General features: G+C 62.1%; 21 protein-coding genes. 6 read left to right on the top strand and 15 right to left on the bottom strand.

The annotated features are described in order from the left end of the window. Positions 1 to 167 precede the first annotated feature (167 nt). Entirely contained in the window at positions 168 to 1001 is an 834-nt protein-coding gene (locus tag AB5Y95_RS21530) for a hypothetical protein (RefSeq protein ID WP_017785177.1), read from the top strand. Positions 1002 to 1066: 65 nt separating this feature from the next. Then, entirely contained in the window at positions 1067 to 2077 is a 1011-nt protein-coding gene (locus AB5Y95_RS21525) for a beta-propeller fold lactonase family protein (protein WP_368162049.1), read from the top strand. Between the two features lie 56 nt (positions 2078 to 2133). On the opposite strand, the gene AB5Y95_RS21520 is transcribed toward AB5Y95_RS21525, so the two are convergent. The 4 genes from AB5Y95_RS21520 to AB5Y95_RS21505 all read right to left on the bottom strand — a co-directional run bounded on the left by AB5Y95_RS21520 (position 2134) and on the right by AB5Y95_RS21505 (position 6951). Then, positions 2134 to 2874 carry a dienelactone hydrolase family protein gene (locus AB5Y95_RS21520; RefSeq protein WP_368162117.1) on the bottom strand — a complete coding sequence of 247 codons (741 nt, stop codon included), beginning with the start codon at positions 2872 to 2874 and terminating at the stop codon, positions 2134 to 2136. 45 nt (positions 2875 to 2919) lie between these two features. Continuing rightward, entirely contained in the window at positions 2920 to 4446 is a 1527-nt protein-coding gene (locus AB5Y95_RS21515) for a methyl-accepting chemotaxis protein (protein WP_005303170.1), read from the bottom strand. A 39-nt stretch (positions 4447 to 4485) separates the two neighbouring features. After that, positions 4486 to 5217 carry an ABC transporter substrate-binding protein gene (locus AB5Y95_RS21510; protein WP_017781973.1) on the bottom strand — a complete coding sequence of 244 codons (732 nt, stop codon included), beginning with the start codon at positions 5215 to 5217 and terminating at the stop codon, positions 4486 to 4488. 495 nt (positions 5218 to 5712) lie between these two features. After that, positions 5713 to 6951: a uracil-xanthine permease family protein gene (locus tag AB5Y95_RS21505; RefSeq protein WP_019839748.1), complete on the bottom strand. Its 1239-nt coding sequence runs from the start codon at positions 6949 to 6951 to the stop codon at positions 5713 to 5715. Between the two features lie 305 nt (positions 6952 to 7256). Between AB5Y95_RS21505 and AB5Y95_RS21500 the strand changes: the two genes are divergently transcribed. Together AB5Y95_RS21500 and AB5Y95_RS21495 are read left to right on the top strand one after the other, a co-directional pair. Then, a complete protein-coding gene (locus tag AB5Y95_RS21500) occupies positions 7257 to 8522 on the top strand; it encodes a hypothetical protein (protein WP_368162048.1) in 1266 nt (421 codons plus the stop codon). Further along, positions 8519 to 8860 carry an RT0821/Lpp0805 family surface protein gene (locus AB5Y95_RS21495; protein WP_025201355.1) on the top strand — a complete coding sequence of 114 codons (342 nt, stop codon included), beginning with the start codon at positions 8519 to 8521 and terminating at the stop codon, positions 8858 to 8860. Before AB5Y95_RS21500 ends, AB5Y95_RS21495 begins: the two co-directional genes overlap by 4 nt. Before the next feature lie 87 nt (positions 8861 to 8947). On the opposite strand, the gene AB5Y95_RS21490 is transcribed toward AB5Y95_RS21495, so the two are convergent. From AB5Y95_RS21490 to AB5Y95_RS21445, 10 genes are all read right to left on the bottom strand, one after another. Beyond that, the gene (locus tag AB5Y95_RS21490) at positions 8948 to 10663 is read right to left on the bottom strand and encodes an NAD-dependent malic enzyme (protein ID WP_024943492.1); all 1716 of its coding nucleotides are present in this window, start codon (positions 10661 to 10663) and stop codon (positions 8948 to 8950) included. 237 nt (positions 10664 to 10900) lie between these two features. Then, positions 10901 to 11872 (bottom strand): formate dehydrogenase subunit gamma, encoded by a 972-nt coding sequence (locus tag AB5Y95_RS21485; protein ID WP_017765091.1) that lies wholly within the window; start codon positions 11870 to 11872, stop codon positions 10901 to 10903. Beyond that, positions 11869 to 12528, bottom strand: coding sequence for a formate dehydrogenase FDH3 subunit beta (gene fdh3B, locus AB5Y95_RS21480; RefSeq protein WP_005303185.1), 660 nt, complete (start codon positions 12526 to 12528; stop codon positions 11869 to 11871). The genes AB5Y95_RS21485 and fdh3B overlap by 4 nt, the downstream gene beginning before the upstream one ends. Before the next feature lie 4 nt (positions 12529 to 12532). Then, positions 12533 to 15421 (bottom strand): formate dehydrogenase subunit alpha, encoded by a 2889-nt coding sequence (locus tag AB5Y95_RS21475; RefSeq protein ID WP_368162045.1) that lies wholly within the window; start codon positions 15419 to 15421, stop codon positions 12533 to 12535. Between the two features lie 23 nt (positions 15422 to 15444). Then, complete coding sequence (locus AB5Y95_RS21470) at positions 15445 to 15648, bottom strand: transcriptional initiation protein Tat (RefSeq protein ID WP_005303194.1); 204 nt, start codon at positions 15646 to 15648, stop codon at positions 15445 to 15447. Positions 15649 to 15717: 69 nt separating this feature from the next. Further along, positions 15718 to 16338 carry a molecular chaperone gene (locus tag AB5Y95_RS21465; protein ID WP_017778418.1) on the bottom strand — a complete coding sequence of 207 codons (621 nt, stop codon included), beginning with the start codon at positions 16336 to 16338 and terminating at the stop codon, positions 15718 to 15720. 10 nt (positions 16339 to 16348) lie between these two features. Next, positions 16349 to 18076, bottom strand: coding sequence for a 4Fe-4S dicluster domain-containing protein (locus tag AB5Y95_RS21460; protein WP_368162043.1), 1728 nt, complete (start codon positions 18074 to 18076; stop codon positions 16349 to 16351). A 104-nt stretch (positions 18077 to 18180) separates the two neighbouring features. Further along, a complete protein-coding gene (locus AB5Y95_RS21455; RefSeq protein ID WP_368162042.1) occupies positions 18181 to 18774 on the bottom strand; it encodes a DUF3306 domain-containing protein in 594 nt (197 codons plus the stop codon). Beyond that, a complete protein-coding gene (locus AB5Y95_RS21450) occupies positions 18767 to 19345 on the bottom strand; it encodes a DUF3305 domain-containing protein (protein WP_368162039.1) in 579 nt (192 codons plus the stop codon). The genes AB5Y95_RS21455 and AB5Y95_RS21450 overlap by 8 nt, the downstream gene beginning before the upstream one ends. 366 nt (positions 19346 to 19711) lie before the next feature. Continuing rightward, positions 19712 to 20641, bottom strand: coding sequence for a hypothetical protein (locus tag AB5Y95_RS21445; protein WP_368162038.1), 930 nt, complete (start codon positions 20639 to 20641; stop codon positions 19712 to 19714). A 260-nt stretch (positions 20642 to 20901) separates the two neighbouring features. On the opposite strand from AB5Y95_RS21445, the gene AB5Y95_RS21440 reads away from it, so the two are divergent. Both AB5Y95_RS21440 and AB5Y95_RS21435 read left to right on the top strand, forming a co-directional pair. Continuing rightward, positions 20902 to 21759 (top strand): formate dehydrogenase accessory sulfurtransferase FdhD, encoded by an 858-nt coding sequence (locus AB5Y95_RS21440; RefSeq protein ID WP_368162036.1) that lies wholly within the window; start codon positions 20902 to 20904, stop codon positions 21757 to 21759. A gap of 101 nt (positions 21760 to 21860) precedes the next feature. Continuing rightward, entirely contained in the window at positions 21861 to 22727 is an 867-nt protein-coding gene (locus tag AB5Y95_RS21435) for a helix-turn-helix transcriptional regulator (protein WP_282467430.1), read from the top strand. 138 nt (positions 22728 to 22865) lie between these two features. Here the strand turns inward: AB5Y95_RS21435 and AB5Y95_RS21430 are convergent, their stop codons facing one another. Next, positions 22866 to 24959, bottom strand: a complete 2094-nt coding sequence (locus tag AB5Y95_RS21430; protein ID WP_368162034.1) for a cache domain-containing protein — start codon at positions 24957 to 24959, stop codon at positions 22866 to 22868. Between the last annotated feature and the right edge of the window lie 8 nt (positions 24960 to 24967).

The following is a 24967-nucleotide window of genomic DNA, read 5'->3' as shown; positions in this document are numbered from 1 at the left end:
TTTGTGTCGGTGGCCCACCGCTTGCGCTGATTTTGTGACGGGCCGGCCAGAATGGGGCAAGGTTTGTCGCTAGCCTGAAACGCTTGCCTCCCCAGGTGAGAGGCCTGCCAATCCCGGCCGGCCGCGATACACTGAGGAGCCGATCCCCACATTTGCCAAGGTGCGCCATGAGTTCCCAACCCTCTCTGCTCTCTTTTCTCGGCTCTCCCCTGCTCGGGGTGGCCGCCACCTATGTCGACCCCGCCAGCAAGGAGACCGGCGTCTACATCTGCGGGGTCGAGATCCAGCCAGACGACGAGCTGCTGCTGACCTTCCCCAAGGGGCACCAGCTGGCGGTGGGGGAGAAGATCACCCTGCATCTGGACAACCGCACCGGGGTCGACGAGTACGACGCCTCCTTGAGCGTCTATCGCGTCTCCTACAAGGGGGTTATCGCCCGCACCGCTCCGGACAGGGTGCAGGTCACCCCACTGCAGTTCGAGCTCTGGTACGGCAACCGGGTGGTCTACGGCTTCGCCCAGCCGGGCTATCAGCATCCGGCCGATGAACGCCCCGCTCGCGAGCTGCCCGTCACCCCGCTCACCGGCCTGCCGGTGCCTGACTTGCGTGAGGTTGAGAACAAGATCGGGGTGCTGGTGACCCGGGCCCAGTCCCAGCCCCACACCACTGTGCTGGCGTTTCTCTCTTCCGATGAGGACGACATCTTCTTCATCACCTTCCCCGAGACCTTCAAGTCGCAGCTGCTCAAGCGCGACGGCCGCTGCCACTTCGCCATCGACTCGCGGGCGGTGTTCACCTACACCCGCGCCATCGAGTGGAACTACACCATCATCGCCGCCGATGCTTACCAGATCCCGCAGGATCACCCGCTGTTCGAACCTATCCGCGCCGCCTTCGTGCAGAAGAACCCGTGGGAAGTGGGCTTTTTCAGCCACCCGCAGGTGGAGCTCTACCACCTCAAGGCCCGCCAAGTGGTCTGCCCGGGCCGGGCAAAAGAGTAGCGCCAGCCGGGCGCGAAAGAGGATAAGATGGCCTGCGGTTGCCCATGACAAGGAGTGATAAACAGATGCAGCAGGTCGTTTATGTGGCGAGCCCCGCCAGCCAGCAGATCCACGTGTTTGCCCTGGCCAATACTGGGGAGCTCACGCCATTGCAGGTGGTCGACACCCCGGGCCAGGTCCAGCCGCTGGTGATCAGCCCGAACGGGCGCTGGCTCCATGCCGCCGTGCGCCCCGATTTCGCCCTGATAAGCTATCGCATCGAGACCGATGGCCGGTTGGAAACGCAGGGATCGGCACCGCTGGCGGGCAGCGCCTCCCACACCGCCATCTCGGCCGACGGCCGCTTCCTGCTGGCGGCCTCCTATGCCTTCAATCAGGTTACCGTCTCCGCCATCGGCGCCGACGGCCGGGCAGAGCCCCCCCACCAGCAGCTCGACGGCTTGCAGGCCGCCCATTCGGTCACCCTGCTGCGTGCAAATAAACAGGGTGAGCAGGAGGTGCTGGTCGCCTGCCTCAAGGAGGATTGCATCCGCCGCTTTCTGCTCTGCAAGGAGGGGCGGCTGCGCCCCCATCCGCTGGGGGATCTGGCGACCGCCAGCGGTGCCGGGCCGCGCCATCTTGCGCGGCATCCGAGCAATGGCGACCTCTATTGCCTCAACGAGCTCGACTGCACCATCAACCGCTACCGACCCACCGCCGATGGCGGGATCCGGCTCTGTCAGAGCCTCTCCATGCTGCCAGCCGGTTATCAGGGGGAGCGCTGGGGGGCGGATCTGCACGTGACACCCGACGGGCGTTTTCTCTACAGCAGCGAGCGGGCCAGCAGCCTGCTGACCCAGTTCGCCATCGCGCCGGATGGCGAGCTCGGCGTGGTCGGCCACTTCCCGACTGAGACCATGCCCCGCGGTTTTGCCATCGACCAGAGCGGCCACTGGCTGCTGGCGGCCGGGCAGGCTTCCCACCAGCTGGCGGTGCATCGCATCGACCCGCTCAGCGGCGCCCTGACCCTGCTGGCACGCTATCACGTGGGGGACGGGGCCATGTGGGTGCTCGTACTGGCACGCCATCAGCCATGATCAACAGACAGCAAAAAGCCATGGCAATGCCATGGCTTGCAAACCAGCGCACAGGGTTACTTTGCGGAGATCTCTGCCAGAAAACCGACCAGGCGTTGCCAGGCAAGGGCATCGGCTTCGGCGTGGTACCTGTCTGATCCAAACACACTGAATGCGTGAGGGGCACCGCTGTAACTGGTCGCTTCATGGCTGATGCCGGCCCTCTCCAGCTCGCCGATCAGGGCGGCAAACTGCCCCAGGCTGACCGCCTCGTCAGCACTGCCATGCTGTATCAGCACACGTCCCCTGACCTGTTGGTAGTTCTGACCTGGCGGCGTCTCCAGCCCGCCATGCACGCTCACTGTACCGTGCAGATCCGCCCCGCTGCGGGCCAGCTCCAGCACGGCGGCCCCTCCGAAACAGTAACCGAGCGCAACGACCTTTTCCGGTTCGCCTCCCAACCTCGTGGCCTCGGCCAGCGCCCCGGCGAGCAGGGCCCGCATGCTCGCCCTGTCCTGGTATAGCGCCCCTGTCAGCCGCTTTTTATCCTCCACCGCAGTGGGTCTCACGCCAACGCCGAACAGGTCGGCGGCAAACACCCGGTAACCCAAGGCCGCCAGCATGTCGGCACGCTTCATTTCATACCCGGTCAACCCATCCCAGTCATGGACCAGCAGCACCAGAGTTGACTGCTGACTGGCCCCCGCCAGATGATAACCTTCGAACGTCCGCCCTTCGACCTGATACCTGACGGACCCGGCCTGCAATCCTCCTGCCCACAGAGCCCAGAACAGGACAAGCATCCTGGTTACTCCCATCATCCACTCCTCTGCCTTGACGGCCAGCTCGCTGGCGCCCGGCGCTCACACCCTGAACTGTTTGAGCAGACTGTCCAATTGAGCCGACAGCTGGCGCAAATCACTGCTGGCATCGGCTACCTGCCCCACCCGCGCCGCACTGTCGTTGTTGAGTCCGGCGATGCGATTGACGCTGTTGCTGACCTCTTCCGCCACCGAGTGCTGCTCTTCCGAGGCCTGGGCGATATACATGTTCATTTCACGGATAAGGCCGACCTGGGTCTTTATCTTCTCTACCGAGAGCTGCACGTCGGCGGCTTGTGCCCCCGCCTGGGAGGCCTTGTCCTGACTTTGCTGCATACCAGAAACCAGATTGTGGGTCGCCTGCTGCAAGCGCGCGATACTGGCACTGATCTCCTCGGTCGACTGGCGTGTACGGCCGGACAGCGTTCTCACCTCATCGGCTACCACGGCAAACCCGCGCCCCTGATCCCCGGCTCTGGCCGCCTCAATGGCGGCATTGAGGGCCAGCAGGTTGGTCTGTTCGGCAATGCCGTTGATCACTTCGATGATGTTGCCGATGCTGCTGCTCTCGCTCGACAAGGAGCGGATCAGGTTGGCGACCCGCTCCACCTCGCCGACCAGCTGATGAATGGCTTCATTGGCCTGGCCGGCCAGCTTGTAACCCTGCTCCACATAGAGACTGGCTTCGTCGGTCGCACCGGATGTCTTGACCGCATTGCCCGCCACTTCCTGTACCGCATGACTCATCTGGGTGATGGCGGTCGCAACCTGATCCAGCTCTGACTGCTGTTCGGCGCTGCCGTGCCGGGTATCGGTCGCCAGCGAATCGCACAGCTCCGCCGTCTGCAAGACGCCTGCCGACAGGGTGTTTATCTCCGACACCGTCCCCTGCAGCTTGGCAATGAATTGATTGATGTTGCCAGCCAGCGCCCCCATCTCGTCATGCCGGCGGATCTTGAGGCGCTGGGTCAGATCCCCATCTCCCTGGGCCAGATCGAAGACTGCGGAGTTCATCTGCCGCAAGGGGCGCAACACATTGCGGTGGATTAATACCATCAGCAACAGGATGATGCCGACATCCAGCACCACTATCTGCCAGACGGTGGTGATGAGCAGATGGCGCAACTGGATCAAAATGGCCCGATCACTGCTGACCACCAGCAGATTGGCCACCGTCTTGAGCTGGCCGTTGTCGTCGTAGACCAGCTCATGGCTGGCGTGGCTGCCCAGATCGGCGGGCAACTTTGCCACTACCTGAATTTCACCGGCATCATCACGGACAAACCCCGCAACCAGCTTGTCCTTGTTGACCACCAGCAGGCTGCTAAGCGCATCGGTGGCCAGCTCGGATTTGAGGGATGCCTCGACAAAAGCCGATTCGTAATTCCACAGCGGACCAGGCAAGGAGAGCTGCAACCGGCTGATGGCCTGCTCCACCATCTCGGCCTGTCTGCGATAGCTCTCCTCCCTGGCGGCGTTGTAGTTATATCCACCAAACAACACCAGCAGCAGACTCACCGACAGGGAGGTCAGCACGGCAATCCTGAACGTCAGACTATTCCAACCCATGGTTCCCTCCCGATATCGGCAACGACGTCTTGTTACAACTTAATGGTACTTGGCATTGATCTTGTCGATGGTGCCATCCGCCTTCATGGCGGCCAAGATCTCGTTGAGCTTGTTGATGAGCTCATCCGGGGCTTCCTTGTTGAAAGCCAGGCTCATCTGGGTTTCCTTGAACACAAACACCGGCTTGGGACTGGACGTCTTCTCCTGGGCGGCCAGATAGGGGGCCAGGTACTCCCCGGTCGCCCAGAGATCGATGCGACCAGCCTCCAGTTTCTTCACGTTGGCGGTATCGTTGGCCGCCAGTTGCAGCTTGCCAAACCCTTGCGCCTTGAGATATTCGGCAGCGGCATCACCGTTGTAGCCCCCAACCGAATACTGCTTGGCATCTTCTAAGGAGTTGACCGTGATGGTGGAAGACGGATTGGCAAAGAAAACCCAGTTGTTGTTGACCAGCGGCCCGACCCACTTGAAGAGGTTTTCCCGCTCCGGCGTGCGCGTGGTGGAGTACAGGGCGGTATTGGGCGTGCTGAGGGTATCTTCGTAGGCACGCTTCCAGGGCATCATGCTCAGCTTGTATTCGACCCCGGCCCGCTTGAACAGCTCCTCCACCACCTCCGTGGAGAGGCCGACTATCTTGCCTCCCTCCCCCTGCATGTTGAACGGCGGATAATCCTCGGTCATCACGTTCAAGGGTGCCGCCTGTACGGCTCCCAGCGCCAGTACCGAAGAGGCCGAGAACAGGGCGCTTTTCCACAACAGTTGATATTTCATTGCAACCTCACTTTGCTCACAGCTCGTCCCTCAATGTCCGCACCAGTCGATGTGCGGACCCTTTTGACCCTTACCGGATCGTGCCGGCTTGCACGGTTTGCCGCGCCTTCGTCATGTCGGCGGCAAGCAGATGGGGTGGTTTAACAGGGTGTGACGGCAAGAACAGCATCAGTAAGAAGAGAGGAAGATGCATCCCATGATGGGGGGCGTAAACGCCTCTTTTTTCATACTGATCCGCACAGCACAGTGTCAAACCTGACCTTTAGCAAAGGTCAGGAACAGGGATCCGTCAAATGGCGCCCTGGCCAGACAGGCTTCAATCAACCCCTATTTTGAGGCTGGCGGATACTCTCGGACGACAACGCCTGCCGGTGAGCAAGCTATTGACTTTATACGCATTAAGCCTCCACCGGCCCAGCGATGTGTCAGATGGCGGAAAAGAGAGAGGCCACCCTGAGGTGGCCTCTGCAAGACAGGGATACGCCGTCCGTTGACTCAATCCTTGGCGCTTTCCATGGCACCCTCTTCGGAGTGCTGGGGCAGGATGAGGTTGAGCAGGATGGCGGCCACCGAGGCCAGACCCACGCCCGCCAGGGCGAAGTCACCGATCTTCATCTCCAGCGCGCCGACACCCACGGTCAGGGTCACGGCCACGATGGCGATGTTGCGCGACAGTCCCAGATCCACCTTGGACTCCACCAGGGTCTTGAGACCGATGGCGGCGATGGATCCGAACAGCAGCAACATGATGCCGCCCATCACCGGCATCGGGATGGAGGTGAGCAGGGCGTTGAACTTGCCGAAGAAGGCCAGAATGATGGCGAACACCGCGGCCCAGGTCATGGTGACCGGGTTGAAGTTGCGGGTGATCATCACGGCGCCGGTCACTTCGGCATAGGTGGTGACGGGAGGACCACCGATGAAGCCGGCGAAGCAGACGCCGATGCCGTCACCGGCCAGGGTACGGTGCAGACCCGGGTTCTTGGTGTAATCCTTGCCGGTCACGCCACCGATGGCCAGCACGCCACCGATGTGTTCGATACAGGGGGCGATGGCTACCGGTAGCATGAACAGCGCCGCAGCCCAGTTGATCTCCGGGGTCACGAAGTGGGGCAGCGCCAGCCAAGGGGCGTTGACCATGCCGTCGAAACTCACCTGACCCATCAGCACGGCAGAGACGTAACCCGCAATCACGCCACACAGGATGGGGATGAGCTTGATCCAGCCCTTGCAGAACACCGCCGCAATCAGGGTGACCGCCAGCGAGATGCCGGCCAGGGTCAGCGCCGTCGAGGCAGGCATCACCTGCTCACCGCCGGCACGGCCCATGGCCATGTTGCAGGCCACCTGGGCCACCGACAGGCCGATCACCATGATCACCGGGCCGATCACCACAGGCGGCAGCAGTTTGTGCACAAAGCCCATGCCGCGGGCACGAATGAGCGCGGCTAGGATGAAGTACATGAAACCGGCGGCAAACAGACCGAACATGGTGGAGGGCAGGCCCCAGGTCTGAGTGGCGTAAATGATGGGGGCGATGAAGGCAAAGCTGGAACCGAGGAAAATCGGGACCTGGCGGCGGGTGCAGAGCTGGAACAACAGGGTGCCTACACCGGCGCCAAGCAGGGCCATGGAGGGGTTCAGTCCGGTGAGCAGGGGCACCAGCACCATGGCACCGAAGGCGACAAACAGGATTTGCAGCCCGGCGACGCTTTGCTTGACTAAGGAAAACATGGATGTCCTTAATTTTTTGATAACTGACAGGGATATTTGACACTTTTCAGTTATCACAAGACTTTTTCAAGGCACTGAATGAGCCATTCGGCGTCATTTGTTGCCTCTTACTGCTTGGGGAGGGCATGAAACTGGCTTTTTAGGCGGGATTCGTTGCTACAAGCATCGAGGATGCAATTTTACGCACTTTTATGGCCGGCGCCAATCGTTTTTCCATGCTGTTTTGTTTGTCAATGGCTCCCCTGCCCCTCCATCAGCCCGCCCTATACTTGATGACGTGAACCCAGCCGGACAAGGAGTCCCCCATGTCACTGCCCGCTTTCAAGCCCAGCCAGCGCCGACTGCTGGTGGGTTCGGCCATCGCCCTGGCCCTGTTTGCCACCCCGCTGAGCTATGACTTCAGCCACCATCAGTGGCAGGTGAATCAGGCCTATGCCAAGTCCTGTTTCGTGACCGGCACCCGCATCCTGATGGCCGACGGAGAGGAACGTCCCATCGAGACCCTGCAAGCCGGTGAACGGGTGCGGGATCAATATGGCCGCAGCAACCGGATCCTCTCGGTCGAGCGGGTACTGCTGGGAGCGCGCCGGCTCTACGGGCTCAACCGGCTGGCTCCCTTCTTCACCGCCGAGCACCCCTTCCTGACCACCCGCGGCTGGGCGGCCATCGCACCGGCCATGACCCGTACCGAAAACCCGACTCTCGCCGTGCTGCCGCTCTTTACCGGCATGCACCTGCTGGGGTGGTCTGAGCATGGCAACGCAGGCAACCTGGCGCTGGCCCCGCAGCCCGCCCTGTTGCTGCTGGAGTCCCTCTGCTGGATTGATGCCCCGCCCACCACGGCACTGTTCAACCTGATCCTCGATGGCAGCCACAGCTATATCGCCAATGGGCTGATCGTTCACAACAAGGATGGCGACGGCAATAGCGGTGGGGGTGACAGTGGTGGTGGAAGCAGCAGTGGTGGCGGCGGTAGTAGCAGTGGAGGTGGAAGCAGCAGCGGTGGAGGTGGCAGTGACAGCGACGGCGGCAGCAACAGTGGCGGTGGTGGCAGTGACAGCGACGGCGGCAGCAACAGTGGCGGTGGTGGCAGTGACAGCGACGGCGGCAGCAGTGGTGGCGGTAGCAGTGACAGTGACGGCGGCAGCCATGGCGCTGACGACAACGGCGGTGGGGAGCACGCCGGCGGCGAGCAACATGCCGGAGGGGATCGCCATGCCGGTGGCGAACAGCATGGCGGCGGGGAACGTCACGCCGGCGGCGATCGTCACGGTGGCGGGCGTGGCCTCGGCAACGGCCTCGATGACAACGGAGTGGACGCCGTCGATGCCAACGGCAACGAGATCCGGGGTGATGGCACGGTCGACGACAACGGCATGGATGCCGTCGATGCCAATGGCAACGAGATCCGGGGCGATGGCACGGTCGACGACAACGGCATGGATGCCGTCGATGCTGACGGTAACAAGCTGCGGGGGGATGGTACGGTCGACGATCGCGGCCAGACCCTGACCGATGCACAGGAGCAGGCCCTGATCCAGCAGGGGTTCAACAGCAAGGAGCAACCATGAGCCGTTATCTGCTGATCTGCCTGGCGCTGTGGTTGTCCGCCTGCGCCAGCCAAAGCGCCGCCCCGCTCTACCACCAGATGGACAAGCAGGACGTGGCGCTGGCCAACCAGGCCCTGGCCGAGGCGCTGCAAACCCGTCCCAAGGGTCAGAGCCTCACCTGGTTCAACCCCGCCAGCCGTCACTCGGGCAGCGTCACGCCGCTGCGCACCTTTCGCCACCCCAACGGTCTCTGGTGTCGCGACTATCGCGAGCAGCTCTACGTAGGTCAGGCCAGCCAGCAGTGGCAGGACACCGCCTGCCGCAGCAAGGCGGGGCACTGGCTGCCGCTGCGCGGCTGACAAGATAGCTGACAGCTCAGGTGACAAAACAAGAGGGGTGGCCATGGCCACCCCTCTTCTATTGCAATTATTGCCAGCTTGCGTCCGTCATACCCGGCGATAGGGCAGATAGACCGGCTCCCACATGTGGTTGAGGATGTGCTGCTGCAGATCCTGGCCGATCAGCGGATGGGAGGGATCCCGCCGCACTATGTCCTTGAGCACCGCCGTTGCCACGTGCACCGAGATGCTGCGCAGCTCGCGGATGCGCGGATAGACGGCACCTTTGGCCAGGTCCACCTCGCTCACGCACTCCGCCAGCGCAAAGGCCGCTGTGGTGAAGATGTCCGGCGTGATCTCGCGGATCTGGCTGACGATGGCCGCCAGCCCCACCCCCGGGAAGATGAAGACGTTGTTGCCCTGACCGACCCGGAACTCCTGCCCCTCGTAGTGCACATCCTTGAACGGGCTGCCGGTGGCGACGATGGCCTTGCCCTGGCTCCAGCGATAGATGTCCTCCGGCAGCGCCTCGCAGTTGGCGGTCGGGTTGGAGAGCGGGAACACCATGGGACGCGCGCAGTGCTTGAGCATCAGCTGGATATGCTGCTCCTTGAAGGCGCCACCGGCACCGCTGGTCCCCAGCAGTACCGTGATGGGCACGTGGCGCAGCACGTCGGTCAGGTTGGCCTTGCCGGGCACTTCGGTGTCCCAGCCCGACAGCAACAAGCCCGGCTTGGCATAGCGGCGCTTGTACTCGTCCAGCCCCTCGCGGTTGTCGCACACCAGCCCCTGGGTATCCAGAATGTAGATGCGATCGCGGGCCGCCTGGGGATCCAGCCCTTCGCGGATCATGCCCGCACAGATCTGATCCGCCACCCCGACCCCGCCGGCACCGGCGCCATAGACCAGGTAGTTCTGCTGGCCCAGGGTCTCGCCCTTGACCTTGACCGCCCCTATGATGCCCGCCAGCACCACGGCTCCGGTCCCTTGAATGTCGTCGTTGAACGACGGCAGGGACTGCTGATAACGGGAGAGGTTGTTGAAGGCGTTGGACTTGCTGAAGTCCTCCCACTGCAGCACCGCATTGGGGAAGTGGCGCTTGACCCCGGCCACGAACTTGTCGATGAAGTCGTCGTACTCCTTGCCGCGAATGCGCTTGTGGGGCTGACCCAGATACATGGGGTCATCCAGCAGAGCCTGGTTGTCGGTGCCCACGTCCAGCGCGATGGGCAGGCAGCAGGCGGGGTGGATGCCGGCACCCAGGGTATAGAGGGAGAGCTTGCCGATGGGGATGCCCATGCCGCCCACCCCCTGATCACCGATCCCCAGGATCCCCTGGCTGTCGGTCACGACTATGATGCGCACCGACTTGGCATCGAGATGACGGGCCAGGGAGCCCATGTCCTCGACGTTCTTCGGGGTGATGTAGAGGCCGCGCGGCTTCTGGAAGCGGTGGCTGAACTCCTGGCACGCCTTGCCCACGGTCGGGGTATAGATGTAGGGGGTCATCTCCTCCACGTGGCGCGCCAGCAGGGCGTAGAACAGTGTCTCGTTGCGATCCTGCAGGGCCCGCAGGTTCTGGTACTTCTCGATGTCGCTGCAGGCGCTCAAAAAGCCCTGATAAACCCGCTCAAGCTGGGCTTCAAACGTTTGAACCTGGGGAGGCAACAGGCCGTCGAGCTCGAAGTCGGCGCGCTCCTGTTCGGTGAAGGCGGTACCCTTGTTGAGGTTGCGATCGTTGAGCAGATCGGTGCCAGTCAGTGCAACGGGGCGAAAATCTTGTCCCTGTGCATCTTTCCACAGCAGATATTGTCCGGTAGCCATAGTCATTCTCTTTGATTTACGTGAAATTGCCGTTCGGCAGGAGAGCAAGACTCATAATGAAATCAATCATATGACGTTTGGTCGTTTCATTTTGTGAGCTTGGGCATACCTTGCGGCCAAAAACCGTGGCAGGACGGACTTCGGCCTCATTCAGACCATGCATATCGGTTAAGTTACGCGCACAACAAAGGGGCGCCGCAGCGCCCCTTCTCTTTCATCCTGATGTCGCGGTCAGCCTCAGCCTGACTTGCCCGCCTTGGGTTCGTCGAGCTGGTGCTTCACCTCTTCATACCAGAGGTCGTGGTGCTCCCTGGCCCAGGTCTCGTCCACCTCGCCGGTCACCATCCCCTCCAGCGCCCCTTCCAGCTGGAACAGGCCCATGTAGATATGGAAGATGAAACCACAGATGAGGATCAAGGCGCCGACGATATGGATGAAGCTGGCCCACTCCATCTGGCGGCGCAGCTGGCCGAAGATGGGGAAGTCCAGAAACAGCCCGGTCGCCACCACGATGCCGCCAAACCAGATCAGCAGCCAGAAGATCGCCTTCTCGCCGCCGTTGGAGAAGCCCGCCGAGGGGTGACTCCCCTTGTGGGGTCCCAGCATGCCGCCCGCCTTCATGAACCACTGCACATCCACCATGTTGACGATGTTGTGACGGAACCACTTGATGAGCACTCCCATCAGGCAGAGGAAGAAGAGCGGCCCCACGTAGTTGTGGAACACCTTGGCGAACCAGATCCAGTTCTCCCACACCCCCATGCTCACCACCGGCTTGATGAAGTGCTTGCCGTAGATGATGGCCAGCCCCGAGCCGGACAGGGTCAGGAACATGCCCGCCGTGGTCCAGTGCAGCGCCCGATCGAGCCGGCTCCAGCGCTTGAGCTTGCGCCCGGTGCGCGGTTTCGAGAGCTTGGTCGGCCCCACCACCCAGTACATCAGGCCGCACATGGCCAAGGATCCGAAGATGGCGATGGCGCCGAGCGGCGATACCCATTTGGTTTTCACCTCGAACCAGAGCTGGCCCGGCACCGAGATCAGCACCCCGTGCTCCGGCGAGCGGGAGGTGGTCACCCCCTCCTGCCCATCCTTCACCGCGCGCCAGTAGTCGGCGCCGGCAAAGCCGATCGTCTCCTTCTGGGCATCGGCAAAGCCAGGTGCACTGAACAGCAGCAAGGCTGTCAGCAGCCCTGTCAGCCAGTGTCTCATTGGCCACCCTCCTGCTTGCCAGGCTTGAGCCCCTTGCCTCTGCCATCGCGGGGTTGGCTGGCGTCGTGGAACAGATCCTGCTCATCCCCGCCCCAGCCCGCGTGAGGGGCGCCGCGATAGGCCACCCGCTCGCGGAAGATGTCGGAGATGACCTGTGCATCCCCCGCCAGCAGCGCCTTGGTGGAGCAGAGCTCGGCACACATGGGCAGCTTGCCCTCGGCAATGCGGTTGGCTCCGTACTTCTGGCGCTCCGCCTCGCTGTGATCCTCTTCCGGGCCACCGGCGCAGAAGGTGCACTTGTCCATCTTGCCCCGATCGCCGAAGGCGGCGGTCTTCGGGAACTGGGGCGCCCCGAACGGGCAGGCGAACAGGCAGTAGCCGCAACCGATGCAGAGATCCTTGTTGTGCAGCACTATGCCGTCGTCGGTGTGATAGAAGCAGTCTGCCGGACAGACCGCCATGCAGGGAGCGTCGGTGCAGTGCATGCAGGCGACCGAGATGGAGGTCTCCCCCGGCAGGCCGTCGTTGAGGGTCACCACCCGGCGGCGCTGGATGCCCCACTCGAGGGCATCGTCGTTCTCGTTCTTGCACGCCGTCACACAGCCGTTGCACTCGATGCAGCGCTTGGTGTCACACATGAATTTCATTCTGGCCATGAGATCAGGCTCCTACTTTGCGAAAACGGCACAGGGTGACCTTGGTCTCCTGCATCTGGGTAACCGGGTCATAGCCATAGGTGGTGACTATGTTGACCGACTCTCCCAGCACATAGGGGTCTGACCCTTCCGGATATTTGGCGCGCAGATCCTGGCCCTCGAAGTGGCCGCCGAAGTGGAACGGCATAAAGGCAAGCCCAGGTTTGACCCGCGGGGTCACCAGCGCCTTCACTTTCACTCTGCCCCCTTCCGGCCCCTCCACCCACACATCCTGACCGTCGCGCACGCCGACGTCGTTGGCATCCGCCGGGTTCATCTCGACGAACATCTCCTGCTGCAGCTCGGCCAGCCAGGGGTTGGAACGGGTCTCGTCGCCGCCCCCCTCGTATTCCACCAGACGGCCGGAGGTGAGGATGATCGGGAACTCCTTGCTGACGTCCTTCTCCTGCACCGAGGCATACTGGGTCGGCAGGCGCCACAGGCTCTTGGCATCGGGCCAGGTGGCGTAGTCAGCCAGCAGATCCCGGCGCGGGGTATAGAGCGGCTCGCGGTGCTTGGGCACCTGATCCGGGAAGGTCCACACCACGCAGCGCGCCTTGGCGTTGCCGTAGGGGACGAAGCCGTGCTTGATGGCAACCCGCTGGATGCCACCGGAGAGATCGGTCTTCCAGTTGCGCCCCTCGGCCTCTTTCTTCTCGGCCTCGGTCAGCTCATCCCACCAGCCAAGCTGTTTCATCAGGTCGGCGGTGATCTCGGGATAGCCGTCTTCCACTTCGCTCCCCTTGGGCCAGGAGTCTTCGGCGAGCAGCGAGACGCCCTGATACTCGATGCCGAAACGGGCGCGGAAACCGCCGCCCCCTTGCGAGACCGGAATGCTGGTGTCGTAGAGGATATGGCTGCCGGGGTGTTTCATCTCCGGGGTGCCCCAGCAGGGCCAGGGCAGACCGTACACTTCGCCACTGACCGGGCCGCCTTCGGCCTTGAGGTTGGTCTTGTGGAAGGTGTGCCAGTTCTGCTGGTGCGCCTTGAGCCGCTCCGGGCTCTGGCCGGTGTAGCCCACGCTCCACATGCCGCGGTTGTACTCGCGGGTGATGTCTTCCAGGAGCGGTTCGTTGTTCTCCACCTTGATGTGCTTGAACAGCTCATCGGCAAAGCCGAGCTTCTTGCTCAAGAGATACATGATCTCGTGGTCGACCTTGGATTCGAACAGCGGCTCGACCACCTTGTCGCGCCACTGCATGGAGCGGTTGGTGGCGGTGACGGAACCATAGGTCTCGAACTGGGTGGTGGCCGGCAGCAGGTAGACGCCGTCGGTACGATCGTTCATGACGGCGGCGACGGTGGGGTACGGGTCAACAATCACCATCATGTCGAGCTTTTGCATCGCCTTCTTCATCTCCGGGCCGCGGGTCTGGGAGTTGACCGCATGGCCCCAGTAGAACATGGCGCGGATGTTGGCACCCTGCTCGATGAGATCGGCGTTCTCCAGCACACCATCCACCCAGCGGGAGACCGGAATGCCGTTGTTGTTCATCGGCAGCTTGCCGTTGTAGGTCTTGTTGTCAAAGCGGGCCTTGATCCACTCGTAGTCGACGTCCCACACCCGGGCCCAGTGCTTCCAGGAGCCCTCTTCCAGCCCGTAGTAGCCGGGCAATGAGTCGGAGGTGACGCCAAAGTCGGTGGCACCCTGCACGTTGTCGTGACCACGGAAGATGTTGGTGCCCGCCCCGCTCTTGCCCACGTTGCCGAGGGCCAGTTCGAGGATGCAGTAGGCGCGGGTGTTGTTGTTGCCGGTGGTGTGCTGGGTGCCGCCCATGCACCAGACCACGCAGCCGGGGCGGTTGTCGGAGAGCAGCTTGGCGGCGCCATACACCTCTTTTTCATTGAGGCCGGTCACCCGCTCCACTTCGGCCGGGGTCCAGCGCGCCACCTCTTTTTGCACCTCGTCCATGCCAAAGACGCGGGTGCGGATGAACTCCTTGTCTTCCCAGCCGTTCTTGAAGATGTGCCAGAGCATGCCCCAGATAAAGGCGACGTCGGTGCCCGGGCGCAGGGAGAGGTACATGTCCGCCTTGGCGGCGGTACGGGTGCGACGCGGGTCGACCACCAGGATCTTGCAGCCGTTGCGCTCTTTCGCCAGCAGGATGTGCTGCATGGCGACCGGGTGGGCCTCCGCCGGGTTGGAGCCGATAAACATGATCGACTTGCTGTTGTGCATGTCGTTCAGGCTGTTGGTCATAGCGCCGTAGCCCCAGGTGTTGGCGACGCCAGCGACCGTGGTGGAGTGGCAGATCCGCGCCTGATGATCCACGTTGTTGGTGCCCCACAGGGACGCCATCTTGCGAAACAGGTAGGCCTGCTCGTTGGAGTGCTTGGCCGAGCCGAGCCAGTAGACGCTGTCGGGGCCAGACTCCTTGCGCAGGCGCAGCACTTCGTTGCCCACCTCTTCGATGGCCTGATCCCAGCTGATGCGCTGCCACTTGCCGCCCACCAGCTTCATCGGGTACTTGAGGCGACGCTCGCCGTGGCCGTGCTCGCGCAGGGCCGCCCCCTTGGCGCAGTGACCGCCCAAGTTGAAGGGGTGATCGAAAGCCGGCTCCTGACCGGTCCAGACGCCGTTTTGCACCTCGGCATAGACGCCGCAACCCACCGAGCAGTGGGAGCAGATGGTGCGCTTCACCTCGACCGGCACCCCGGCCGCCACGGTCTTGGCCTCGGCCCGCTGCATCATGGCCGGTGCCAGCCAGCCGGCCGCCACGGCGCCGCCAGCCACCAGACTTGAATTGACCATAAAGGCGCGACGGGTCAGCCCCTGACCGCGAGCGTTTGCATTACTCTGCAAGTGGCCCTGCTCGCCCGCCTGGGGCTGCTCGGCACGTTTCGTCAGTTTCATGAGTTCTCCTTCACTGAGCCGGCTCAGTCGGTGCCGCGCAGGGTGCGATAAAAGTCGTGAACATGGGGGGTCTCCCGATAGCCCTTGTCAGGCTCGGTGTCGTGAGTCAGCACCTCCTTGCCCACCACCCGGCCGGTGGCACCGGCCAGCACACCTATGGTGGCAACCACCCCCACCCCCTTGATCAGATTGCGGCGGGACGGGTCTTTCAGCTGTTCATCGCTCATCTTTCTGTGACCTCTGTTGTTATGGTCGGCTGCGGTGAGCCGGTTTTGCTATGAGTGGGCGGCGCAGCGTCATGGCAGCGTCACCACCGGGCTGCCAAAGGGCAGGCGCAGTTCCTGTTCCAGTTTGAAAAAGTCTTCGGCAAGGGCCCCGACCGCCCGGTAGAAGCTGCCCCCTTTCGCCTGTTGCTGATCACGGCAGCAGGCGAGTACCCAGGGGGCAAGGTGGCGTTCATAGAAGCGGTTGCGATCCGGGTGCTGCTCGGCAATCAATACCGCCATCACCTCGCAGAGGGCGGCCAGGTGATCTTCCGGCTCGCACACCCCGCTCTGGCGCTCGAAGCCAAGCGACTGCAGGTCGGCGCGCAGCACCGCCAGCGGCAGCTCCATCAGGGAGCCGGTGAGATACCAGGAGGCAAACGGCACTATCTCCCCGCGCCCCAACCCGATAAAGAGATCCTGATACTCCTCGGCAAGCTCGTGCTCGTGATGGCTGCTGGCCGCCAGCTGCACCAGCCCCAGCCCTCTGGCAAAGGGGCCGGGCATGGCTTGCAAGCCTTGCAACCAGGCGAGCTGTTCGCCACGAGGGGCGGCGCGCCAGAGGCTCGCCAGCAGGGCGTAGAGATCGGCGCTGCTCTGTTCCAGTTCGGTCATGGTCAGTTCGCCAGCCTTTTCGTTATGTTGTTCGCTCATCACTGCCCCCTCACACCTTGAGCTGGGAGACGGGATCCGCCGCCAGCGCCGCAAACACATCCTTGACCCGGCAATCCTCACACATCAGCAGCCGCTGGGCGGCCTCGTTCTGAAAGTGGGAGTGACCGGCCAGTTTCTGCTGGATGCGGCGGATAAGGGAGGCCGGCGCGAACGGCTTGGCGCAGCGAATGCAGCAGGCCGCCTCTTCGGCTTTGAGGCTCTGCACGGCGCGGCGCGCCTCGGGCACGGGTTGCAGACGGGGCGTGAGCACGATGGCCTGCTCGGGGCACGCCTTTTCGCACATGCCGCACTGGATGCAATCCTGCTCGATAAAGTTGAGGCCGGGGGCATGGCCCACCGCATGCAGGGCGCGGCTCGGGCAGACCGCCACGCAGCCCATGCAGAGGGTGCAGTCAGCTTCTTTCAATTCAACGCTGCCGTAAGGGGCGCCGTGTGGCACAACCAGCGGCTCGCGGCGCCCCTCGTTGGCCTGCCAGAGGGCATCGAAGGCGGCAAACAGGTTCTCCCGTTTCTCCCCCTTGAGCGGCTTGTCCAGCAGGGCAACGGCCGGCTGGCCGAAAATCGGCTTATCTTGTTCGGCATCCCGGTTAAACAGGGCAATACGATCGGCAGCAAGACCTGCGCCCGCCAAGAGTACGGCAGCGCTCGCCAGCTCCCGCTCAACCAATGCCCGGACGCTGGCGGGGACGTCGTCGCCCAGTGCAATGCGCACCGCGCTGGCGCCATAGGCGAGGGCGGCGAACCAGCTCTCGATGCCTAAACTCGCGCTCTCCTCCACCCAGACCGGCAGCCAGTTGGCGGGCAAGCGGGTGAGTTCCGTTTCCACCCATTCGCGATCGTTCTCACCTGAGATCAGCAGTTGCGGCGCGTCGCCCCCCACCTCCCGGTAGTGCTTGAGCAGACGCAGCAGGTAGTCGCCGCTGGTGTTGGCATCGGGCTGGTGATAGCCAATCGCCCCGGTCGGACAGGCCGAGGCGCAGCTGCCGAAGCCCTGACAGAGATGGGGATCGATCTGGATGCGACCATTGATGGGCTTGAGCGCATCGGTCGGGCAAACATCGAGACAGCGGCTGCAACCGGGCACGCCGCGGGCGGTAAAGGCACACGCCTCGGGGTCGAGGCGAAAATAGCGCGGCTTGTCGAAGATACCGGTCAGCGCACAGAGCTCGGCGAGCCGTTCGGCCAGGTCAGCGTCATCAAAGAGAGACTGATAGCCCACCGGCGGGCGCTCCAGCGCAAAGAGCGGGACGCGGCCCAGATCGGCCACCAGATCGAAGCTGGCGTGACTACCTGCGACCTGGACCGGAAAGCAGAGCTCGGCCAGAGAGATACGCTCACCCTGCCCATTGAGGCCGGTGAGCTGGAACTGACCGAGATACCCTGTCAGGCTCGGCTCGCGCAGGGTCAGGGCGTCCAGGGCGGCGGTAGCCTCGAAGATGGTTTCGAGATCCGCCGCCTCGGCATAGTGCACCGCTTCGGTCACCAGCAGGGTCGGCATCACGCCTTGGGGCAGCAGGCTGGCGGCGCGGCGAATGCTGTCTTCCGGGCCGACCAGCAACAGGCGCCCCTGACTCTGGTAGGAGACGGTGGTCGGGATCAGGTTGTCGGTCTTGACCGTATGCTGCAGGGCATGGGCGCGGGCACGTTCGTTGCGCGCGGCCACGCCATCGGCGGTCAGAATTGCGACAGATGTTGTTATGGGTTGTTCGATGCTCACATGCACTCCTGTGCGCGCCACCTCGTGGGATGGCGTGCTTGTTGGTCAGCTGGGAGAGCAAGAGCCGAGCCAACTCCCCCAGGAAAAAAGTGACTGGCAGGGAGTCAGGATCCCAAATGCTCCATTCCCCCATCCTTGACTGGGACATTTTGTCCATCATGGTCAACCAAAATGTCCCGATCGTCGGTGTGGGTTTGAGAATAGTTATCAGCCAGCTCGTCGGCGGCAGGTTCGCAGACAAGCGCAACCGGTTCAGCAGACCCGCTGGCCGGATTGGCTGATTCGCTCTCCGGGGCGATCACCTGATCCACCAGCCAGTTGCGCAGGCCGGCGGTCAGGGCCGCAGGCAGCAATTCGGGCTGGCTGAAATCCTGGGTGTAGTCGTCGAGCCCATCCGGCTTGTGAGTGCGAAACATGGCCCGCAGCGCCTCCCTGTCGGGGAGTTTGGCCTTGCCCGGCTGAGCCGTTATTAGCGGCGGTTCGCCACTCCCAGCCCCCTCAACGGCAAGGGATTCACTGCTCCCCTTGTCAGTGCTGACTACGGGGCTATCCAGCGCGGTATCTGGAGTTTCATCTTCGCCACTGCCTTCTATGGGGGCGGCAACAGCCTCGGGAATGGCCTCTTCCCGTGGCTGCAATACCTGATGCTTGCGCGCCTCACTCTTGCGGGATGACCAGCGCTTGAGGAAATCACTCATGGGCGCTGTTTCCGGCCTTGTTTACAGCACAGGTTCCGGCGTCGCTGCCACGCTCGCGGCCATCGGGGCCGGTGGCTTTGACGGCGCCGCAGTTGGCTTGATCTACCGTATCGACACCGAGCTGATCCTGCGCCCGCCCCTTGCCCTTCTTGCCCTTGCGGCGAGCCTCCAGCAGCTCGCCGTGGCGGCCGATAAAGGCCTCCACCCAGGCTTGCAGCGCTTCGGGCAGCGGGCAGGAGAGCACCTGCCGCTCGCCATCCATATAGGCGGCAGCCACGGTCTGGCTCAGGGTGAGGCCATCGGCCACAAAGCCGCTGTCTACGCGGCTTCCGGTCACAAAGAGGCAGGGCGAGCCGGAGCTCAAATTGAAGCGATAATCCCCCCGCTCATCGCGAAACAGGGTAAGGGGCAAGGCACCGGCAGCCTTGGGCTCGGCGGGATGGAGCGCCGCAATCTCGAAACGGCGGCTCTGCCAGCGGCCAACCTGGCTGTCGATGGCCTTTAACTCCAGTTGCAGCCAGCGCTGCGGGGGCAAAGTATTGGTGGTGTCTTGCACTGTCACGGCTCCCATCAGAAGGTCTCTGCCGGGCTGCCCTCCCTCGTGCTCCACCCCGGTCTGGGCAGATCACGGCGGAAAATTCAGGGCGACCACGGCCATCAATGGGATAAGACATAGCAAGAGTGGGGCCAAAGCCGGTTTGGTAGTTGATGGAGGCATTGCTGCGGGTTGGCCTGTCGTGCGGGATATGGGTTGGCGCGAGCGTAGGTTGGTGCAGAGCGCAGCGAAGCCCAATATGCGGCGTAACACCAATCCGTCAGTGCTTATTCGAGGGAATGGCAATAATCAAATAAGGCCGAATTATCCGAATATTGCCTTTTCAGAAACTATGATTCAGCCCAGCATACGAGACGCCTTAATTCCAGAACCTAATTTACATTATTGTGAATTAATTTCACCAAGGCGATTTAAGAATACTGCAAATACTTCTCGCCCCTTTTCAATATCTTCTTTTATAATATTCTGGTAATCTTCACTCAGTATATCAAGATCTAACTCTTTTCTAATTGCCAAAACAGCTGATGGTAGAGATTCACATATATTAAAAAACCTCAACATAGATTCGCGAGTAAACTCAAGATGTGCCTTGTTTTGCTCACTAAATAGAAAATCGAGCTTTTCTTGAAATTTATCATACTGTTCTCGTTCAAACTCTAAACTACGATTCACTATCTCCCACAGAGATGGTTCCATATTTCCCTGCAAGTTCATATTTTTCATAATCCCTATATATCTTTCAATTTCCCCCTGAGATTTATCTCGTAATAACTCATGCGTCTGGATTGAGTATCTTCGCTCAATTAGTGCACTTCTTTTTAACATTAAATCCATTGTGGTAATTCCGATCTCCGCCATATAGGCTGTTACAGCCTTGACAGTTTCCTTATCTCCAACCACTTGAACTTTCGCTATTTTACCTGCATCAGAACTTAAACTTGATGTGATTTGTTCCTCACTCAGATTTAGATTGCAGAAGCTAGGTATTATATTTTGACTTCTTGTTATGGCTTCTATTGCTTCCATATACACTTCTTTCTTTGTGATTTTTTCTCGCTCTATGGCTGCAAACCTCAATTGATAGTTACTTCTAACCTCTTCAAGTAGATGAGCGTAATCTGATTTTACTGATTCAACTTTTTTAGTAATTAATTCAATATCTTCCTTTGAAGCAAGGTTTTTCGCTTTTTCAGACAAATATGAAGGCAAGAAGGATTTTATAAAAAGATAGATTGCCCCACAACCTAAAATCATACCAAAACTAAAACTACCAATTAGTGAAATAAATTTTTCAAAATCCAAATAACTCATATTATCTCCCCTTGAAACAGGCATGAAATAATGCGTATGGCTCACTTCCCTGAAGAGAAAAATGAGTTTTTATTACGCGTATATTTATACGACTACAAAAAATTGTCCAGATAAGTTTATGGCCAAGAAGTATGTATAAACCTCTTATCCATTCGCTACAACAGTCTCATTTCTAGTCTTTCCTTTCCTACCACATTAATCTGGAACAAAACTTGCTGTATCCCTCCCCTTAGATCCCGGCAACCGGTCGCGAGGGGCCCATGACACCGACCTTTATCAAAAGCAATGCCGCAGCCCAGCTCACCATGGCCGTCGAGGTGATGGATGAACAGGGCACGCTGCAAACCCGCCAAATCGCCTGTGAGCGGCCACTGACGGTCTACCTCAACTGGAAGGAGATCGTAACCCTGATGACGCTGGGGGTCCGCCCCGAGGCACTGGTGCTGGGTTATCTGAAAAATCAGGGCTTTATCGAGGATATTGCAGCCATCGAGTCGGTGATCGTCGACTGGGAGAGCGAGGCCGCCGCCGTGGTGAGCAGTCAGCAGGCCGCCGATCTCGACCAAGCGCTGGAGAAGAAGACGGTCACCTCCGGCTGCGGTCAGGGCACCATGTATGGCAGCGTGATGAAGAAGCTCGAAGGGGTGGTCTTGGCGGCGCCTGAGCTTAAACAGAGCACCCTCTACGCCCTGCTCAAGGCGCTGTCGGCCCATAACGAAACCTACAAGATGGCGGGAGCCGTGCATGGCTGTGCTATCTGTCGCGGTAGCGAAATCCTCTCCTTTGTCGAGGATGTGGGGCGCCACAATGCGGTGGATACTCTGGCGGGCGAGCTCTGGATGCGCGGTGAGGCTGGCCACGACAAGATCTTCTACACCACCGGGCGGCTCACCTCGGAGATGGTGATCAAGGTGGCGCAGATGGGCATTCCGGTGCTGTTGTCGCGCTCCGGCGTCACCCAGATGGGGCTGGATCTCGCCCGCCAGCTCGGCATCACCATGATTGCCCGCGCCAAGGGGCGCCATTTCGAGGTCTTTAGCGGCCACGACCATATGGTGCTGGACGAGAAGCCGCCTGTGCTGGCGCCCGGTTCAACCGGTCGCGGAATGCAGGACTAGGTAATGAACGAGTTGATGAGTGCCAAGCAGATCGCGCTGTATCTCGATCACGCCACTACACAGGCCACCACGGGGGTCAGGAACAAGCCATGAACGAGTTTATGAATGTGAAGCAGGTGGCCGAGTACCTCGATCTCAACGAGAAGAAGGTCTACCAGCTCGCCAACGAGGCGCGCATCCCCGCCACCAAGGCGACCGGCAAGTGGCTGTTTCCCCGCTCCCTGCTCGACCGCTGGCTGCTCGGCAGCTGCCACGAGGGGGTGATGAACGACCGGCTGCTGCTGGCAGGCTCGGACGACGTATTGCTGCACTACGCCAGCAGCCGCTTGGCCCAACAGCTCGGCACCCAGGCACTGGTGGGCTACACCCCGTGCGGCACCCGTCAGGGGCTGGCGATGCTGGCGCGCGGCCATGTGGATTTGTGCGCCATCCACTGGGGCCAGGCCGAGGAGGCCCACCTGCGCCACCCGGCGCTGGTACAGCAGTATCAGGGCCACCGGCAATGGGTGATCGTTCATGGATTTCGCCGGGTGCAGGGGCTGGTGCTGCGGCAAGGGCTGCAACCGAAAGAGGCGAGACAGGCGCTCGACTGGCGCTGGGCCATGCGCCAGGAGGGGGCCGGCAGCCAGCGCGCCCTGCAGGAGTGGCTGCAAACCCAAGGGGAGTCGCTGACCCGGCTGGAGCGTACCCTCGAGGTCAACAGCGAGCGGGAGCTGGCCGCCGCCATCAGCCGCGGCGATGCCGACGTCGGGCCCGGCGCCCAGAGCACCGCCACCGAGTTCGGCCTCGACTTTATGCCGCTGTCGCAGGAGTGCTTCGATCTGGTGATGCCGCAGGGGGTCTTTTTTCGCACCCTGCTGCAACAGCTTATCGGCTGGCTGCAATCCCCCGAGGGGCGCGAGCTGGCGGCCCGCCTCGGCGGCTATGACCTGACCCAGAGCGGCAAGCTGGTGTGGAGCCCGCAGTAAGTATCCCCTCACCTACCTGTAAAAAAGCCCGCCACTATTGGCGGGCTTTTTTGTGTCTCACTCTGAATTGCGACAGTCCCCCCTCCCCCTTGAGGGCAATGCGCGCCCTTCAAGTTCGGCGGGCTTTTTATGATGTCGTCATGACTGGGGCTCGACGCTTGCCTCACGCCCCTCGGCATTGAGGGCGATGCGCCACCCCTCCAGCTGGGCTGGCTCGCCGCCGTTGGCCAGCCGGGCGTGGCTACGCAAGCGGATGGTAAAGCAGCTGCCCTGCCCCGGGGTGGAATCCACCAGCAGCTCCCCGCCCCAGCGGCTGATGATGCGGTGGCTCAAGGCCAGCCCCAGCCCGGTGCCGGTGGCGCGGGTGGTGAAGAAGGGGTCGAAGATCTTGTCGATGATGGCCGCCTCTATGCCGCTGCCGTTGTCGATGACCCGCACCTCGGCCCCCTGCAGGGCCCCGGCGTCATCCAGCCAGTCGCGGCTCTCGACCCGGATCTCCCCCTGCTCACCCAACGCATGGCTGGCGTTGACCAAGAGGTTGATCAGCACCTGCAGCAGCTGCTGGCGATCCGCCTCGATGGGCTGCTGGGCCTTGAGATCGGCCACCAGGTTCACCTGCTGCTGGCGCAGGGCGGAGCGCACCAGGGTCAGGCTCTCCTCGATGATGGGGGTGAGGTGCTGCCACACCGGCGCCGTCTCGTAGTCGCCGGGACGGGAATATTGCAACAGGCTGCGGGTGATGGCGCGAATGCGCTCGATCTGGGCCAGCACCAGCGCCAGCTCTTCGCTCACCGGCGCGGCCGCCTCCCCCAGCTCCAGCTTCATCAGCTCCACGTTGCCGAGGATCACCGCCAGCGGGTTGTTGATCTCGTGGGCCACCCCGGCGCAGAGCTCGCCGAGGGCCGCCAGCTTCTCGCTGATCAGCAGCTGCTGACGGGCCTGGGTCAGCATGTGGATGTGATGCTCGAGCTCGGCGGTCTTCTGCTCGAGGCTCTGGGTGCGCTCGGCTACCTTCTGCTCCAGCTCGTCGGCGCTGCGGGCCAGCTGCTGGCGGTGCGCCGCCTGGCGATCCAGCATGGCGTCGAACTGGCGGCCGAGCTGGGCCAGCTCGTGATCGGGGTCGAGGTAGAGCTCGCCGATGCGGGCCGGCCTGCCCGCCTGCACCTGGCGCACCACCTTGTGCATCCGCTCGATGGGGGTGAACAAGTCCCGCGCGCCGCGATAGACCAGCAGACCCGAGAGCAGCAACAGCAGCACCACGCCGGAGCCCAGCTCCAGCAGATTGGTGAGGTAGGTGCGAACGATGGGCCACTCGAGAAAACCGACGTAGAGCATGCCGATGCGCTCGCCATTGGCGCCCAAGAGCGGCTCGTAACCCGACACATACCAGGCATCGTGGACGAAGGCGCGGTCAATCCAGGGCTCGCCCCGGCCCAGCACCTGTTCGCGCACCGGCGCCGAGGCCCGGGTGCCCACCGCCCGCCCCAGCTGCTGGCTGCTGCTGGCGGGCACGTTGGTGCTCACCCGCAGATCGCCGAGAAACAGGGTGACGCTGCCGATGCTGCCGGCCGGCAGGGTGTTCTTGGCGAACACCTGGCCCTTGAGCTCGTCCACCAGCCGGGTGCTGCCGTTGATAAGCTCCCCCCCCTCCAGCACGCCCCAGAGGCTGCCGTCCCGCCCCATCACCGGGGTCAGGGAGAGGCTGATCAGACCACGAGTCTCCTGCCCAGCGCCCGGCTCCAGCTCTTTGTCCAGCACGGCGCGGCTGGCCAGCGCCGGCGAGAGGGCCAGCAGCTGCTCCCGCGACCAGACCACGAAGTGGCTGACGCTGCGCCCGGCGGCGAGGACCGCGCGATCCTGCTCTGGCAGCTGATCCAGCTCGCTGCCGCTGCGCAGGCGCAAAAAGTCGAGACCGTAGTTGGCGGCGAGCGGCATCACCCACTGGCGCAAGCGGGCGGGGGATTCGCGCAGTTGCAGCTGGAAGGCCCAGGCATCGCGCAGGTGCTCGAGGTGCTCGGCCTGACGCTGCTGCTGCACGCTCACCGCGTGGTGGGCGACGCCAAGGTCGCTGCGCACCGTGGTGAGCAGGTTCTGCCAGCTGTAGGTGAGGGTCCAGTAGAGGGTGAGCCCGATCATGCCGGCCAGGGTCAGCATGATGGGCACCGAGGTGAGCAGCAGCAACCGCCAGCGCACCTTGGTTCTGAGCAGCCACGGGAGCTGCGCCAGCCTCACGGCTCACT

Source organism: Aeromonas sp. R5-3 (assembly GCF_040908225.1).
Classification (GTDB): domain Bacteria; phylum Pseudomonadota; class Gammaproteobacteria; order Enterobacterales; family Aeromonadaceae; genus Aeromonas; species Aeromonas dhakensis.
This window is presented reverse-complemented; position numbering and strand designations above follow the sequence as displayed.